Raw genomic sequence first — 15,085 nt, 5'->3', positions numbered from 1 at the left:
GTCCGTAGAAGAGAGTGGCGAGCGTCAAGGTGGACGTGCAGAGAAAGCTCGACGAGATCGTCACGACCGTCGCGGGCGCCCGGTCCATGCCCATGTCGGCCTCCTGTGTGATCAACCGGGCCGAGCTGCTGGCCCTGCTCGAAGAGGTGCGGGCTGCGCTGCCCGGCTCGCTCGCGCGGGCCGAGGAGGTCATCGGCGGGCGGGAGCAGCTGGTGGCCGACGCCCATGAGGAGGCCGAGCGGATCCTCCAGGCTGCGCGCGACCAGCGCGGTTCGCTGATCTCCGACACCGAGGTGGCCCGGCAGTCCCAGGAGGAGGCCGACCGCATCCTCGCCGAGGCCCGCCGGGAGGCCGACGAGATCCGGGCCGAGGCCGACGACTACGTCGACAGCAAGCTCGCCAACTTCGAGGTCGTCCTGACCAAGACCATCGGCTCGGTCGACCGCGGCCGCGAGAAGCTGCTCGGCCAGGGCGGCGGGGCCTACGGCGACGGGGGCGAGGACCCGGAGGCGCCCGAGCCCAGCGCGGACCCCGCCACCCAGCGGCTGCGCGCCGATCAGTACGTGGACGCCAAGCTGGGCGCCGTCTCGGCCGTGCTGGCCAAGACGCTGGAGGGGGTCGCGCGCGGCCGGGAAAAGCTGCAGGGCGCCCGCCCGGTGGACGAGCTGGGCGCGCTGGCGGAGCAGGGTGCCCCCGGGCACGCGGGCCACACCAGCGACGCGGACTTCCTGGCCGGTCTTGCGGCCCCCCAGGAGCCGGTGGCGGCGCCCCAGGCGCACCAGGTGCCCCAGCAGGCCACCTGGTCCGACTACGCCGCGCCCGCCCCGGAGTACGCCGCCCAGGACCCGTACGGCTACCCCCAGCAGCAGCCCGCCCACTACGCGCCGCAGGCGGACCCGTACGCCGTCCAGGGCGGCTACCAGCAGGACGCCTACGGCTGGGCGGCGCCGCACGACGGCGCGGGCCAGGGCTATGCCTCGGGGGGCTACCAGACACCCGCCGAGCCTCAGCACCACCAGCCTCACCAGCCCTCGCAGCACCACCACTCCCAGGGCGGTGCGACGCTGGACGAGACGAGCCTGTTCGACACCAGCATGATCGACCTCGACCAGCTCCGGCGGTACGAGCAGGGCCGCTGACCGCCTGTCCGATGCGTCCCTCCGGGCGCGGATTGGGTCTACGGCGGGCCGTCCAGTATCCTGGCTCTTCGGTCGCGCGTATGTCCGCGATCCGGGCTGCCCGCCGCACGTCAGTGCTCCCGTGGCGGCCGTCACCGCAGCGTAGAAAGCAGGAAGCCCTGAACGCCCGCCTTGATCACCGTGACCCTCTCGTGTTCGACACACGCGAGCTGGGCCGGCGTCCCGGTGCGCTGAAGCGGCTCTCCCGCTCGGTTCCCGCCCCCAAGGATCTCGGTATCGAGGTCATCGGCGTGGCCGAAGGCGCCGTGGTGGAGCTGGACATCCGGCTCGAGTCGGTCATGGAAGGGGTGCTCGTCACAGGCACCGCCCGTGCACCGCTCACCGGGGAGTGCGTAAGGTGTCTGGAGCCGATCGAGCGCGAGCTCGAGACGGACTTCCAGGAGATGTACTCCTACCCCGACGCCGACGACCGGAGCCGCCCCGCGGACACCGGCGACGACGCCGAGGACGACGAGGAGGACATGCTCTTCCTCGAGGGCGACTTGTTCGACCTCGAACCCGTGCTGCGGGACGCGGTGGTGCTCACACTGCCGCTGCAGCCGGTGTGCCGGGAAGACTGCCCCGGCCTGTGCTCCGAGTGCGGAGCGCGGCTGGCGGACGACCCGGATCACCATCACGACGCCGTCGACATTCGTTGGGCGGCACTGCAGGGACTCGCCGGTTCCGACCAGGACGGCGAGATGGACAACGCACCCCGCTCCGTCGGGGATGACTCACAGGAGAAGTAGCCGTGGCTGTTCCGAAGCGGAAGATGTCGCGCAGCAACACGCGCCACCGCCGGTCGCAGTGGAAGGCTGCGGTCCCCACCCTGGTGGCATGCGAGAGCTGCCATGAGCCGAAGCAGCAGCACATCGCGTGCCCGAGCTGCGGCACCTACAACAAGCGCCAGGTCATCGCGGTCTGATCGGCGGGTGACAGGCTCCATGTCAGACGCCACTACATCGTCCCGCAACCGCGGGAGTGGTTCCGGATCCGGATCCGGACTTGTCTCCGGACAGGATTCCGCATCGGCGGACACGGCCTCGTCTCACACGCTTCTGGAAGGGCGGCTCGGGTACAGACTCGAGACCGCCCTTCTGGTGCGTGCGCTGACTCACCGTTCCTTCGCCTACGAGAACGGCGGGCTGCCCACCAACGAGCGGCTGGAGTTCCTCGGGGACTCCGTGCTGGGCCTGGTGGTCACGGACACGCTCTACCGCATCCACCCCGACCTGCCCGAGGGTCAGCTGGCCAAGCTGCGGGCCGCGGTGGTCAACTCGCGTGCGCTGGCGGAGGTCGGCCGCGGGCTCGACCTGGGCTCGTTCATCCGGCTCGGCCGGGGCGAAGAGGGCACGGGCGGCCGGGACAAGGCGTCCATCCTTGCGGACACCCTGGAAGCGGTCATCGGCGCGGTCTACCTCGACCAGGGTCTGGAGGCCGCCGCCGAACTGGTGCACAGGCTCTTCGATCCGCTGATCGAGAAGTCCTCCAACCTGGGCGCGGGCCTGGACTGGAAGACCAGCCTCCAGGAGCTGACGGCCACGGAGGGGCTCGGGGTTCCCGAGTACCTGGTCTCCGAGACCGGTCCGGACCACGAGAAGACCTTCACGGCTGCTGCCCGCGTCGGTGGTGTCGCGTACGGCACCGGCACCGGCCGCAGCAAGAAGGAAGCGGAGCAGCAGGCGGCGGAATCCGCCTGGCGCTCCATCAACAGCGCGGCGGAAGCCCGCATGGCGGCCGAGAAGGCCGCGGCGGAGTCCGGCACGGCGAAGGCGGGCCCCGAGCCCGCCGACGGCGCGCCGAGCGCCTCGCACTGATCCACCGGCCGGCCCGCGGCGCGTCACAGCGCCGCGGGCCGGCCGTTTTTCGTCCGGCTTTCCCCGGCTCTGTCGTCACCGGTACTTCGTCAGGAGTGTCATGCCCGAACTGCCCGAGGTCGAGGTCGTCCGCGCGGGGATAGAGCGCTGGGTGAGCGGGCGCACGGTCGCCGCCGTGGAGGTGCTGCACCCCCGGGCGGTCCGCCGCCACCTCGCCGGTCCCGACGACTTCGCCGCCCGGCTGGCCGGGCAGCGGCTCGGCGTCGCACGGCGGCGCGGCAAGTACCTCTGGCTTCCGGTGGAGCCCGCGGCCGGGGGCGTGCCCGAGCGGGCCGTCCTCGCCCACCTCGGCATGAGCGGCCAGCTGCTGGTCCAGCCGCAGGGTTCCCCCGACGAGAAGCACCTGCGGGTGCGGGTGCGCTTCGCCGATGCCGCCGCCACCGAGCTGCGCTTCGTCGACCAGCGCACCTTCGGCGGGCTGTCGCTGCACGAGACGGTGGCCGACGACCCCGACGGCCTCCCGGACGTGATCGCGCACATCGCCCGCGACCCCGTCGACCCCGCCTTCGACGACGACGCCTTCCACGCGGCGCTGCGCCGGCGCCGTACGACGATCAAGCGGGCCCTGCTCGACCAGTCACTGATCAGCGGCGTCGGCAACATCTACGCCGACGAGGCGCTGTGGCGCACCCGGCTGCACTACGACCGTCCGACCGCGACGCTGACCGGCCCGCGCACGGCCGAGCTGCTCACTCACATCCGCGAGGTCCTCAACGAGGCGCTGGCGGCGGGCGGCACCAGTTTCGACAGCCTCTACGTCAACGTGAACGGCGAATCGGGATACTTCGACCGGTCGCTGGACGCCTACGGGCGGGAGGACGAGCCCTGCCGCCGCTGCGGCACGCCGATCCGGCGGCGTCCCTGGATGAACCGCTCCAGCTACTTCTGTCCGCGCTGCCAGCGTCCGCCGCGCGCCACCGCCTGAACCGCGGCGCGGTCAGCGCCCGCCGTCGTAGCTCTTCCGGGCCGCGAGGACGTCCGGCATCCGGGCCTCCACCAGGTCGATCAGCCCCATCAGCCGCTTGGTGATGTCCTGCCCCAGCGGCGTGAGCCGGTAGTCCACGCGCGGGGGGTTGGTCGGCTGTGCCTCGCGGTGGACGAGCCCGTCGCGCTCCAGGGCGTGCAGGGTCTGGGAGAGCATCTTCTCGCTGACGCCCTCGACCCGGCGGCGCAGCTCGTTGAAGCGCAGCGTGTCCTCCCGCAGCGCGCCGAGCGTCAGGCTGCCCCAGCGCCCCGTGACATGGCCGAGCGTGTCGCGGGAGGGGCAGTTGCGCGCGAAGACGTCGAAGGGCAGCTGCCCGTCCAAGGCGCAGTCGCGGGGTGCCTCCTGGGTGCCGTCGATCGTCATGACAACACCATACTCCTGCACAGCGCTAACCAGAGGGTTGCGCTTTCCAAAAGTTAGTGCTCTCCTTGAGTCACCGCACCACCCCCTCCGTCCTACGAGGAGCACACCACCGTGACCACGCCCGTCGTCTCCATCGCCTACCACTCCGGCTTCGGCCACACCGCCGTGCTCGCCGAGGCCGTCCGGGCCGGTGCCGCCGCCTCCGGCGCGACCGTCCACCTGGTCAACGTCGCCGAGATCACCGACGAGCAGTGGGAGCTCCTCGACGGCTCCGACGCGATCATCTTCGGCTCGCCCACCTACATGGGCACCGCTTCCGGCGCCTTCCACGTCTTCGCGGAGGCCACCTCCAAGCGCTGGTTCACCCACGCCTGGGAGAACAAGATCGCGGCCGGCTTCACCAACTCCGGCTCCAAGTCCGGCGACAAGCTGCACACCCTGCAGTTCTTCTCGGTCCTCGCCGCCCAGCACGCCATGCACTGGGTCGGCCTCGGGCTGCACCCGGGCTGGAACAGCTCCTCCGCCTCCGAGGACGACATCAACCGCCTCGGCTTCTTCCTCGGCGCCGGCGCCCAGACCGACACCGACCAGGGCCCGGACGGCGTGCACAAGGCCGACATAGCCACCGCGGAGCACCTCGGCCGCCGCGTCGCCGAGCAGGCCCGGATCTACGCCGCGGGCCGCGCCGCCCTCTGATCCGCGCACACTGCACCCAAGTGACGGCCGTGGGCCCCGGATACACGTCATCCGGGGCCCACGGCCGTGTGCGCGCGCTGTCAGTAACCGAAGTCCTGCGTCCACCACGGGCCGTTCCCGCCCTCGTGCACGCCGACGCCGAGGCTGCGGTAGTCGCAATTGAGGATGTTGGCCCGGTGGCCGCTGCTGCGCATCCAGGCATCCATCACGGTGTGGGCGTCGGGGTGCCCGCGTGCGATGTTCTCGCCGCCGAGGTTCGTGATGCCGCGCTTGGCGGCCCGGTCCCAGGGCGTCCTGCCGTCGGGGTCGGTGTGGTCGAAGAACCCGCGCTTGGCCATGTCGTCGCTGAACGACTGGGCCAGCCGGTTCAGCCGGGAATCGGCGCGCAGCGGGCGGCAGCCGGCCTTCGCCCGCTCGGCGTTGACCAGGGCCAGCACCAAGTGCGCGGCCGCCGACCGGGTGTCGGCCAGCGTCCCCACGCTCACCGCGGGCCCGTCGTCGTCCGCGGCGGGGGCGGGGGAGTGCGGCCCCGGATCCGGGGTGGTGGCTTCCGGAGCCGGGCGGGAGTGCGCGGCGGGAGCGGCGGGCGGCGCGGAGGCGCTCGCCGAGGCGGGGCGCACGCGCTCGGCGCTCCGGCTCACAGGAGTGCCGCCGCGGTCCACCAGCTCCGCCGCGATCTGCTGTTGCCCTGCGTCCTGTCGCTCCTGTCGCTCCTGTCGCTCCTGCGCGGCCCGGCGCGCGGCCTCCTCGGCCGCCTTCCCCTGCTCCCGCTGCTGTTCGCGCTGCGCTGCGCGGTCCGCCGCGGCGGTGGGACGCGAGCGCGGGGCCGGCGCCGCCGCGAGCGGGCCGTCGGCCAGCACCTGACCGCTGGCGCCGCGGCCGAGTGGCGGCGCCGCGCCGCCGCCGACCGAGAAGATGCCCGTGGGCAGCAGGCCCGAGACCACCGCCACCGCGCCCATGGCCACCGCCGCCGATGCGCCGAGCAGGCCCGTCCTCCGGCCGGCGGACGCCACCTTCTTCCCGCCCTTCGCGGAGGCTGCGGCCTTGCCGGCCGGTGCGGCCGCGCCACCGGCCGCGGCCGCCCGGGCGGCCGTGCTCGCCGCCTTGGCCGCCCGGCTGCGCCGGGCACGGCGTGGGCTGCGGTGCCGCCCGGCGCCCAGGGGGTCGGGGTGGAGGACGGGGAGTGGCTGGGTGACGGCTTCGGCCGGATCTTCCGCAGTGTCGAACAGTTCGGTCGACTCGCTCATCAGGGGAGCCCGGTTTCTCCGGGCATTCGCTGCCGCTTCATCGGCGGTCAGGGGGGCAGAGCGTCGATGGCGACCCATCCGCTGCCTTCCTTACGTTTTCGGCGTCAAAGTGCGTCACTCGTACGGGGGAGCCTTAATTGGGCGCGACTGTACGGCACGAGGTGGGGGGCCGAAGTGCTGCGCATGCAATTGGCCGGTTAACGTGCGGACATGAACGAGAATGTCCGTCTGACGGCGTGGGTCCGAGGTCATGTGCAGGGTGTGGGTTTTCGATGGTTCACCCGGGCCAATGCTTTGCGGATCGGTGATCTGATCGGCTTTGCCTCCAACCTCTCCGACGGCCGCGTCCAGGTGGTGGCGGAAGGCCCGCGCCCCGGCTGCGAACAGTTGCTCGACTGGCTGCGGACGGGCGACACGCCCGGGCGCGTGGAGGGCGTCACGGAGATCTGGGACACACCGAAGGGCGGCTATGACGGATTCGAGATCCGCTGACGGTGCGCACGGGAAAGCGGATTGTCGCCCGTACGGGGCCGTTCATCGGGGTGCTCCGGAGGCTGCCGGAGGGGCCTTTATATGCCATTGGCATATGTACTCAAGAGAAATTGCCTGATGGTTGCCAACTCGGCCGCATCGTGCAAGGCTGCCTCTCAACGGATGATCTCTACGCCCCTCGGGCCCCGGGAGCGGAATGCGGCGCGGATTCCCGCGCATGCACCCCTGGGACGCCTGCGGATACGGGGTGTGATCGTGTTGACCGTCTAACCATTTGGTGAGACTCTGGAAGCCCCGCGCACCTTAGCTGTTTGGCATTGAAACACCGCTAGTCACGATGGCAGACACCGCGGGTGCGAATCCCTCACGACCCACACCGCTTCGGTCGGTCACTCAGTGTGGAGGACCATCCATCATGGCAAAGGCGCTTCTCGGTTACGTCGGCGGCTCCGACCCCCGAGTCCTCTCCGAGATGCGACGGCTTCAGCAGCGAGTCCAGGACCTCGAATCCGAGCTCATTCGGATGCAGGCCGAGAATGACGCGCTGTCTGCCGCCGCTCACCACGGTGACTCGCTGCTCGACAGCATCGACGTACCCCAGGCGGAGCCTGCGCTCGCCTGATCCGTGCCCTGCCCCGGGGGCCCGGTCGGGCTGCACTGTCAGCCGCTTGAGAGTTGCAAGGGACGCTTCGGCGTCCCTTCGTCGTATATGGCTCGACGCATCCGGCGGCCCGGACATCCGCTCTGGGCCCGGTCCTCCCGCTCCGGTGCCCGATCCTGCCGAACCCGCCGATTTCCCCCGTCGCGCCTCTTGCACGTGTAGTGCCCTGGACCTTCCGGGATGAAACCAAGAGTTGGACGCAGCACGGCGCGCACCTTGCCGCAGGAAGTCCGTCGCGCTCCCGCGCCAGGACCCCGCCGTGCGCCGCCCGGCCGGTAGAGTCCGCATGCGTGCACCTCAAGAGCCTGACCCTGCGCGGGTTCAAATCCTTCGCCTCCGCCACCACCCTGCGCTTCGAACCCGGCATCACCTGTGTGGTCGGTCCCAATGGCTCCGGGAAGTCCAACGTCGTCGACGCCCTCTCCTGGGTCATGGGCGAACAGGGTGCCAAGTCCCTGCGCGGCGGCAAGATGGAGGACGTCATCTTCGCCGGGACCACCGGCCGCCCCCCGCTGGGCCGCGCCGAGGTCTCGCTGACCATCGACAACTCCGACGGCGCCCTGCCCATCGACTACGCCGAGGTCACCATCACGCGGATCATGTTCCGCAACGGCGGCAGCGAGTACCAGCTCAACGGCGACACCTGCCGCCTCCTCGACATCCAGGAACTGCTCTCGGACTCCGGCATCGGCCGCGAGATGCACGTCATCGTCGGCCAGGGCCAGCTCGACTCCGTCCTGCACGCCGACCCCATGGGCCGGCGCGCCTTCATCGAGGAGGCCGCGGGCGTCCTCAAGCACCGCAAGCGCAAGGAGAAGGCGCTGCGGAAGCTCGACGCGATGAAGGCCAACCTCGCCCGCGTCCAGGACCTCACCGACGAACTGCGCCGCCAGCTCAAACCGCTCGGCAGACAGGCCGCCGTCGCCCGCCGGGCCGCCGTCATCCAGGCCGACCTCCGCGACGCCCGGCTGCGGCTCCTCGCCGACGACCTGGTGACCCTCCGCGAGGCGCTGCGCACCGAGATCGCCGACGAGGCCGCGCTCAAGGCACGCAAGGAGGCGGCCGAAGCCGAGCTGCACGCGGCGGCCCAGCGCGAGGCCGCGCTCGAGGAGCAGGTCCGCGAGCTGACCCCGCGCCTGGCCCGGGCCCAGCAGACCTGGTACGAACTCTCCCGCCTCGCCGAACGCGTCCGCGGCACGATCAGCCTGGCCGACGCCCGCGTCACCAGCGCCACGGCGGCCCCGGCCGAGGAGCGGCGCGGCCGCGAACCGGAGGACCTGGAGCGCGAGGCGGCCCGCATCCGCGAACAGGAAGCCGAGCTCGAAGCCGCGCTGGAAGCCGCCGGGCGCGCCCTGGAGGACACCGCGGACCACCGGGCCGAGCTGGAGCGACGCCTGGCGGAGGAGGAGCGCAGGCTCCGGGACGCCGCCCGGGCCACCGCCGACCGCCGCGAACAGCTCGCCCGCCTCCAGGGCAAGGTCACCGCCGCCCGAGGCCGGGCCGCCTCGGCCGAGGCGGAGATCGGACGGCTGGCCGCCGCCCGCGACGAGGCCCGCGAACGGGCCGCGGCCGCGCAGCAGGAGTACGAGCGGCAGCAGGCCGAAGCCGACGGCGCAGACGCGGACGACGCCGAGCTCGCCGCGCGGCACCGGCAGGCCAAGGACGAGCTCGCCACCGCGGAGGCCGGGCTCAACGCGGCCCGCGAGGCCGCCACCGAAGCCGAACGCCGCCGCGCCGCGATCACGGCCCGTCACGACGCCCTGGCCCTCGGCCTGCGCCGCAAGGACGGCACCGGCGCCCTGCTGTCGGCGAAGGAACGATTGGGCGGACTGCTCGGCCCGGCCGCGGAGCTGCTCTCCGTCACCCCCGGCTACGAACTGCAGGTGGCCGCGGCCCTCGGCGCGGCGGCGGACGGCATCGCCGTCGGCGGCCTCGCGGCCGCGGCCGAAGCGCTGCGCCTGCTGAAGAAGGAGGACGCGGGCCGCGCGACCCTGCTGCTCACCGGGGCACCGGAGACCGAGGTCCCCGCGAGCACCGGCGGCCTCCGCTTCGCCGTCGGCCTGGTCCGGGCGCCGGAAGAGCTGATGCCCGCCCTCGCCCGGATGCTGCGCGACGTCGTGGTCGTCGACACCCTGGAGGACGCCGAGGAGCTCATCGCCAGGCACCCCGCACTGACGGCCGTCACCGGTGAAGGCGACCTGCTCGGCGCGCACTTCGCGCAGGGAGGTTCCAGCGGAGCGCCCAGCCTGCTGGAGACGCAGGCCGCCGTCGACGAGGCCGCGGCGGAGCTGACCGGGCTGGACGCCAGCTGCACCGAGCTGGCCGGGCAGCGCCGCGCCGCGGAAGAGCACCGCGCGCGGTGTGCGGCGCTCGTGGAGGAGCTCGCCGCCCGCCGCAGCGCCGCCGACCGGGAGAAGTCGCAGGCCGCGCAGGCACTCGGGCGGCTGGCCGGGCAGGCCCGGGCGGCGGCCGGGGAGGCCGAACGGGCTGCGGCCGCGGCCGAGCGCGCGCAGGAGGCGCTCGGCCGGGCCGCCGAAGAGGCGGAAGAGCTGGCCGAGCGGCTGGCCGCCGCCGAGGAGCTGTCCTTCGCGGACGGCGAGGGAGAGGACGAGCCGGACACCTCCGTACGCGACCGGCTCGCGGCGGACGGCGCCAACGCCCGTCAGACCGAAATGGAAGCGCGGCTCCAGGTCCGTACGCATGAGGAGCGGGTCAAGGCGCTCGCGGGCCGGGCGGACGGGCTGGACCGGGCGGCGCGCACCGAGCGCGAGGCGCGGGCGCGGGCCGAGCAGCGGCGCGCCCGGCTGCGGCACGAGGCCGAGGTGGCCGGGGCCGTCGCGGCCGGGGCCCGGCAGCTGCTGGCCCATGTCGAGGTCTCGCTGGTACGGGCCGACGAGGAGCGGCAGTCCGCCGAGGCGGCCAAGGCCGAGCGCGAACGCGAGCTGGCCGAGGGCCGCAACCGGGCACGGGAGCTGAAGGGCGAGCTGGACAAGCTCACGGACTCGGTCCACCGCGGCGAGGTGCTGGGCGCGGAGAAGCGCCTGCGCATCGAGCAGTTGGAGGCGAAGGCGCTGGAGGAGCTGGGCGTCGAGCCGGCCGGGCTGGTCACCGAGTACGGCCCGGACCAGCCGGTGCCGCCCTCGCCGCCGGCCGAGGGCGAGGAACTGCCGGACGACCCGGAGCACCCCCGCAACCAGCCCGTCCGCTACGTCCGGGCCGAGCAGGAGAAGCGCCTCAAGGCGGCCGAACGCGCCTACCAGCAGCTGGGCAAGGTCAACCCGCTCGCGCTGGAGGAGTTCGCGGCGCTGGAGGAGCGTCACAAGTTCCTCTCCGAACAGCTCGAAGACCTCAAGAAGACGCGCACCGACCTGCTCCAGGTGGTCAAGGACGTCGACAAGCGCGTCGAAGAGGTCTTCACGGCGGCGTACCACGACACGGCGCGCGAGTTCGAGGGCGTCTTCTCCCGCCTCTTCCCCGGCGGCGAGGGGCGTCTGGTGCTCACGAACCCGGACGACATGCTGGCCACCGGCGTGGACGTGGAGGCCCGCCCGCCGGGCAAGAAGGTCAAGCGCCTCTCCCTGCTCTCCGGCGGAGAGCGCTCCCTCACCGCGGTCGCCCTCCTGGTGGCGATCTTCAAGGCCCGCCCGAGCCCCTTCTACGTCATGGACGAGGTGGAGGCGGCCCTGGACGACACCAATCTCCAGCGGCTGATCCGGATCATGAAGGAGCTCCAGGAGAGCTCCCAGCTGATCGTGATCACTCACCAGAAAAGGACCATGGAGGTCGCCGATGCGCTCTACGGCGTGTCCATGCAGGGCGACGGAGTGTCAAAGGTGATCAGCCAGCGCATCCAACGGAGTTGATCTTGTAGAGGCCGACTTCAACTATTGAACTCAACCTCTGCAAAACCTCGGGGAAACTTCTTCGTCACAATCTATTGACTTAGAAAATTGAAGGCATAGGGTCTCCCACGTTGCTTACGCCTTCAAGTGGTGGCCGCTTCGATCTTGTGGCCCGCTGAAAGGCCACCCCCACACTCCCGGCAATGTCGCCGGGCGCCCCAGGAGTACACGTTGACCAGCACTGCGATGGCAGAGGGGACGGAGGGCCGCAAGGCCCAACCGGACCACCTCGGCCATGTCATCTTCATCACCGCGGCCGCGGCCATGGGTGGCTTCCTCTTCGGGTACGACAGCTCCGTGATCAACGGCGCCGTCGAGGGCATCCGCGGCAAGTACGACATCGGGTCCGCCGCCCTCGCCCAGGTCATCGCCATCGCCCTGATCGGCTGTGCCATCGGCGCCGCCACCGCGGGCCGCATGGCGGACCGGATCGGCCGCATCCGCGTGATGCAGATCTCCGCGACGCTCTTCACCATCAGCGCCGTCGGTTCCGCTCTGCCCTTCGCCCTGTGGGACCTCGCCTTCTGGCGCGTCCTGGGCGGCATCGCCATCGGCATGGCCTCGGTCATCGGCCCGGCCTACATCGCCGAGGTCTCCCCGCCGGCCTACCGCGGCCGCCTCGGCTCCTTCCAGCAGGCCGCGATCGTCGTCGGCATCGCCATCTCGCAGCTGGTCAACTGGGGCATCCTCAACCTCGCCAACGGCGAGCAGCGCGGCAAGGTCATGGGCATCGAGGCCTGGCAGCTCATGCTGGGCGTCATGGTCGTCCCGGCCGTCCTCTACGGTCTGCTCTCCTTCGTCATCCCCGAGTCGCCGCGCTTCCTGATCTCGGTGAACAAGCTGGACAAGGCCAAGGCCGTCCTCGCCGACGTCGAGGGCAAGGGCATCGACCTCGACGCCCGCGTCCGCGAGATCGAGCACGCGATGCACAGCGAGCAGAAGTCCACGTTCAAGGACCTGATCGGCGGCAAGGCCGGCCTGCTCCCCATCGTCTGGGTCGGCATCGGCCTCTCGGTCTTCCAGCAGCTCGTCGGCATCAACGTCGCCTTCTACTACTCGGCGACCCTGTGGCAGTCCGTGGGCATCGACCCGAGCGACTCCTTCCTCTACTCCTTCACCACCTCGATCATCAACATCGTCGGCACCGTGATCGCGATGATCTTCGTGGACCGGGTCGGCCGCAAGCCGCTCGCGCTCGTCGGCTCCGCCGGTATGGCCGTCTCCCTCGCCCTCGAGGCCTGGGCCTTCGCCTCCAAGGCCTCCGACGGCTCGCTGCCCACCGGCCAGGGCACGGTGGCGCTGATCGCGGCCCACGCGTTCGTCCTCTTCTTCGCCCTGTCCTGGGGCGTCGTGGTGTGGGTCTTCCTCGGCGAGATTTTCCCCAACCGCATCCGCGCCGCGGCGCTCGGCGTGGCCGCGGCCGCGCAGTGGGTGGCCAACTGGGTCATCACGGCGAGCTTCCCGAGCCTGTCGGACTGGAACCTGTCCGGTACGTATGTGATCTACGCGGTCTTCGCCGTGCTCTCGATTCCCTTCGTGATGAAGTTCGTGAAGGAGACGAAGGGCAAGGCGTTGGAGGAGATGGGCTAACCCCCCCCCGCCGCCCTTCTCCAGGTCGCTGCCCCGGCTCACTCCGAGCCGGGGCAGCGGCCTTTTTGTGCGGGCCTGTTGCCGGCTGACCGCCGGTGGGCGGACACGCGTCTGCGGCGCGTAGAGGGCGGGGCGGGTGCGGCCCGGTGGTCCGGTTGTGCCCACCCGTTCCGCCCAGCGGAACGATTGCCCACAACCAGGTGGAGGGGACGGGGTGGGGCCTGGCAGGGGGCGTGGGGGTTATTTGCGGCGGCGTGGGCGGTGCCTTCGGGATTGGGCGCACCCGCCGTAAATAATCCGGCCCCCAGAAGGCCCCACCCCACCCCGGCCCCGCCCCCCGACAAACGAAAGAGGGCCCCCAACAGGGGGCCCTCGATCCAAGCCGACGGTTGGTTACGCCGGAACCGGCTCCGCCTCAGCGGCCTCAGCCTCTGCCTCAGCGGTCTCCGCAACCACGGCACCCGTCTCCCGAGGCGTCGGCAGCACTGCCATCAGCACCGCCGAGATGACGATCGTCGCCGCCCAGCCCAGCCCGTACTTGCCGACGAACGTCCCCGAGAACGGCCCCGAGAACCAGTCGCACTTCGTGAAGCACACGCCCGCCACCAGCGCCACGACCCAAGCCGTCATCGCCTGCCAGCAGAACCCGCCCACGTACCAGTAGCGGCTCGTCCGCCCCGTGTCCATCAGCGCCGCGGCGTCGTACCGAACGGCCCGCACCCGCCGCCGCGCCATGTCCACCGCGTAGACACCGATCCACGCGGAGAACGACACGGCCAGCAGGATCAGGAACGTGATGAAGGAGCTGAGGAAGCTCTTCGCGACGAGCATCAGCATCAGGCCGCCCACCAGCGAGATCACCGCGTTGATGCTGACGGCCATCGCCCGGGGCAGCTTGACGCCCATCGTCTGGGCGGTGAAGCCGGCCGAGTACATCGACAGGCTGTTGATCAGCAGCATGCCCACGATCGCGGTCACCAGGTACGGAACGGCCAGCCACGTCGGCAGGATGTCGCCGAGGAACGACACGGGGTCCGGTGCATCGGCCAGGCCAGGCGCGGCCACCGCCATCACGGCACCCATGAGCACCATCGGCACCATGACCACACCGGCACCGGACACCGTCGCGCCGACGATCTTCTTCCCGGACGCGGAGTGCGGCAGGTAGCGCGCGAAGTCGGGACCCGTCGGCACCCAGCTGATGCCGCCGGCGGCAATCGTGCCGATGCCGGCGATCAGCATCGCGGTGGACCCGGCCGGCCGGGAGAAGACCTCGCTCCACTTGATGTGGGCGATCAGATAGCCGAGCACCAGCACGCTGAAGACGCCGAAGAGGTACGTCGACCACTTGTTGCAGACGTTGAGCGCCTTGCGCCCCATGCCGCTCACCAGGAACGTACAGGCCACGAAGACGAACAGCGTGATCACGATCAGCACGGTGTTGCTCTTCACGCCGAAGAGCAGGTCCAGCACGGTCAGCACCGCATACGCGCCGGTGACCGCGTTGATCGTCTCCCAGCCGAACCGCGCGACCCAGAGGATCGCACCGGGGAAGAGGTTTCCGCGCACGCCGAACGTCGCCCGGGAGAGCATCGCGCCCGGCGCCCCGCCCCACTTGCCGGACACCGACAGGATGCCGACCAGGCCGAAGGAGACGACCGCCGCACAGGCCGCGACGACCAGCGCCTGCCAGAAGTTCAGGTGGTTGAAGACCACCAGCGCGGCGCCCATGGTGAGCAACAGCACGCTGATGTTGGCGGCGACCCAGGTCGGGAAGAGCTCCCGGACCCGGCCGTGCCGCTCGTGATCGGGTACGGGCTCGATGCCGCGGGTTTCTATCGCGCCTTCGGAATCGGCGGCGCCGGAAGGGCTGGACGCGGTGGCGCCGTTGGCAGCGTCGTCCATGTGTGGGGCCATGACGGGGGCTCCGTGCAGAGTGAAGCAGGGCGGGGCCTGGGCAGAAAGGGACGGTGGGACTCTACGCGCGTCGCAGAGCCCTGCGCCATCGTACTTTGCTCTAGCTTTGGGCGGTTAGTTCCATTGGTCCTCGTGGCAACGTACAAATTGCCGAGGCTCCGCCCAGCCCCGCCGGGT

General features: G+C 71.2%; 13 protein-coding genes. 10 read left to right on the top strand and 3 right to left on the bottom strand.

Going from position 1 to position 15,085, the window contains the following annotated elements; all coding sequences use genetic code 11:
- The first annotated feature begins 29 nt into the window (after positions 1–29).
- The 5 genes from FHS39_RS00380 to mutM all read left to right on the top strand — a co-directional run bounded on the left by FHS39_RS00380 (position 30) and on the right by mutM (position 3,980).
- Positions 30–1,139, top strand: coding sequence for a F0F1 ATP synthase subunit B (locus FHS39_RS00380; RefSeq protein ID WP_045933626.1), 1,110 nt, complete (start codon positions 30–32; stop codon positions 1,137–1,139).
- Between the two features lie 191 nt (positions 1,140–1,330).
- Positions 1,331–1,927, top strand: a complete 597-nt coding sequence (locus tag FHS39_RS00375) for a YceD family protein (protein ID WP_343069276.1) — start codon at positions 1,331–1,333, stop codon at positions 1,925–1,927.
- A 2-nt stretch (positions 1,928–1,929) separates the two neighbouring features.
- Positions 1,930–2,103, top strand: a complete 174-nt coding sequence (gene rpmF, locus FHS39_RS00370; RefSeq protein WP_045933603.1) for a 50S ribosomal protein L32 — start codon at positions 1,930–1,932, stop codon at positions 2,101–2,103.
- 19 nt (positions 2,104–2,122) lie between these two features.
- The gene (gene rnc / locus FHS39_RS00365) at positions 2,123–2,995 is read left to right on the top strand and encodes a ribonuclease III (protein WP_045933602.1); all 873 of its coding nucleotides are present in this window, start codon (positions 2,123–2,125) and stop codon (positions 2,993–2,995) included.
- Between the two features lie 100 nt (positions 2,996–3,095).
- On the top strand, positions 3,096–3,980 hold the full coding sequence (gene mutM / locus FHS39_RS00360; RefSeq protein WP_184345737.1) for a bifunctional DNA-formamidopyrimidine glycosylase/DNA-(apurinic or apyrimidinic site) lyase: 885 nt from the start codon (positions 3,096–3,098) through the stop codon (positions 3,978–3,980).
- Between the two features lie 12 nt (positions 3,981–3,992).
- Here mutM and FHS39_RS00355 read toward each other — a convergent pair whose 3' ends face one another.
- A complete protein-coding gene (locus tag FHS39_RS00355; RefSeq protein WP_184345736.1) occupies positions 3,993–4,403 on the bottom strand; it encodes a winged helix-turn-helix transcriptional regulator in 411 nt (136 codons plus the stop codon).
- Between the two features lie 111 nt (positions 4,404–4,514).
- Here FHS39_RS00355 and FHS39_RS00350 point away from each other — a divergent pair, with 111 nt between their 5' ends.
- Positions 4,515–5,099 (top strand): NAD(P)H-dependent oxidoreductase, encoded by a 585-nt coding sequence (locus tag FHS39_RS00350; RefSeq protein ID WP_184345735.1) that lies wholly within the window; start codon positions 4,515–4,517, stop codon positions 5,097–5,099.
- A gap of 80 nt (positions 5,100–5,179) precedes the next feature.
- On the opposite strand, the gene FHS39_RS00345 is transcribed toward FHS39_RS00350, so the two are convergent.
- Positions 5,180–6,346 carry a CAP domain-containing protein gene (locus tag FHS39_RS00345; RefSeq protein ID WP_184345734.1) on the bottom strand — a complete coding sequence of 389 codons (1,167 nt, stop codon included), beginning with the start codon at positions 6,344–6,346 and terminating at the stop codon, positions 5,180–5,182.
- Positions 6,347–6,556: 210 nt separating this feature from the next.
- Between FHS39_RS00345 and FHS39_RS00340 the strand changes: the two genes are divergently transcribed.
- The 4 genes from FHS39_RS00340 to FHS39_RS00325 all read left to right on the top strand — a co-directional run bounded on the left by FHS39_RS00340 (position 6,557) and on the right by FHS39_RS00325 (position 12,991).
- Complete coding sequence (locus FHS39_RS00340; protein WP_045933598.1) at positions 6,557–6,838, top strand: acylphosphatase; 282 nt, start codon at positions 6,557–6,559, stop codon at positions 6,836–6,838.
- Between the two features lie 415 nt (positions 6,839–7,253).
- Positions 7,254–7,460, top strand: coding sequence for a hypothetical protein (locus FHS39_RS00335; RefSeq protein WP_045933597.1), 207 nt, complete (start codon positions 7,254–7,256; stop codon positions 7,458–7,460).
- A gap of 329 nt (positions 7,461–7,789) precedes the next feature.
- Complete coding sequence (smc, locus tag FHS39_RS00330; RefSeq protein ID WP_184345733.1) at positions 7,790–11,362, top strand: chromosome segregation protein SMC; 3,573 nt, start codon at positions 7,790–7,792, stop codon at positions 11,360–11,362.
- Between the two features lie 210 nt (positions 11,363–11,572).
- Positions 11,573–12,991, top strand: coding sequence for a sugar porter family MFS transporter (locus FHS39_RS00325; protein WP_184345732.1), 1,419 nt, complete (start codon positions 11,573–11,575; stop codon positions 12,989–12,991).
- Positions 12,992–13,384: 393 nt separating this feature from the next.
- Here the strand turns inward: FHS39_RS00325 and FHS39_RS00320 are convergent, their stop codons facing one another.
- On the bottom strand, positions 13,385–14,896 hold the full coding sequence (locus FHS39_RS00320; RefSeq protein ID WP_246469736.1) for a purine-cytosine permease family protein: 1,512 nt from the start codon (positions 14,894–14,896) through the stop codon (positions 13,385–13,387).
- Positions 14,897–15,085: the final 189 nt, after the last annotated feature.

Origin of the sequence: Streptomyces olivoverticillatus, from assembly GCF_014203555.1 — a bacterium.
In the GTDB taxonomy this organism is placed as follows: Bacteria; Actinomycetota; Actinomycetes; order Streptomycetales; family Streptomycetaceae; genus Streptomyces; species Streptomyces olivoverticillatus.
Note: the sequence above shows the minus strand (reverse complement) of the source record. Positions and strands in the feature narration are given on the sequence as shown.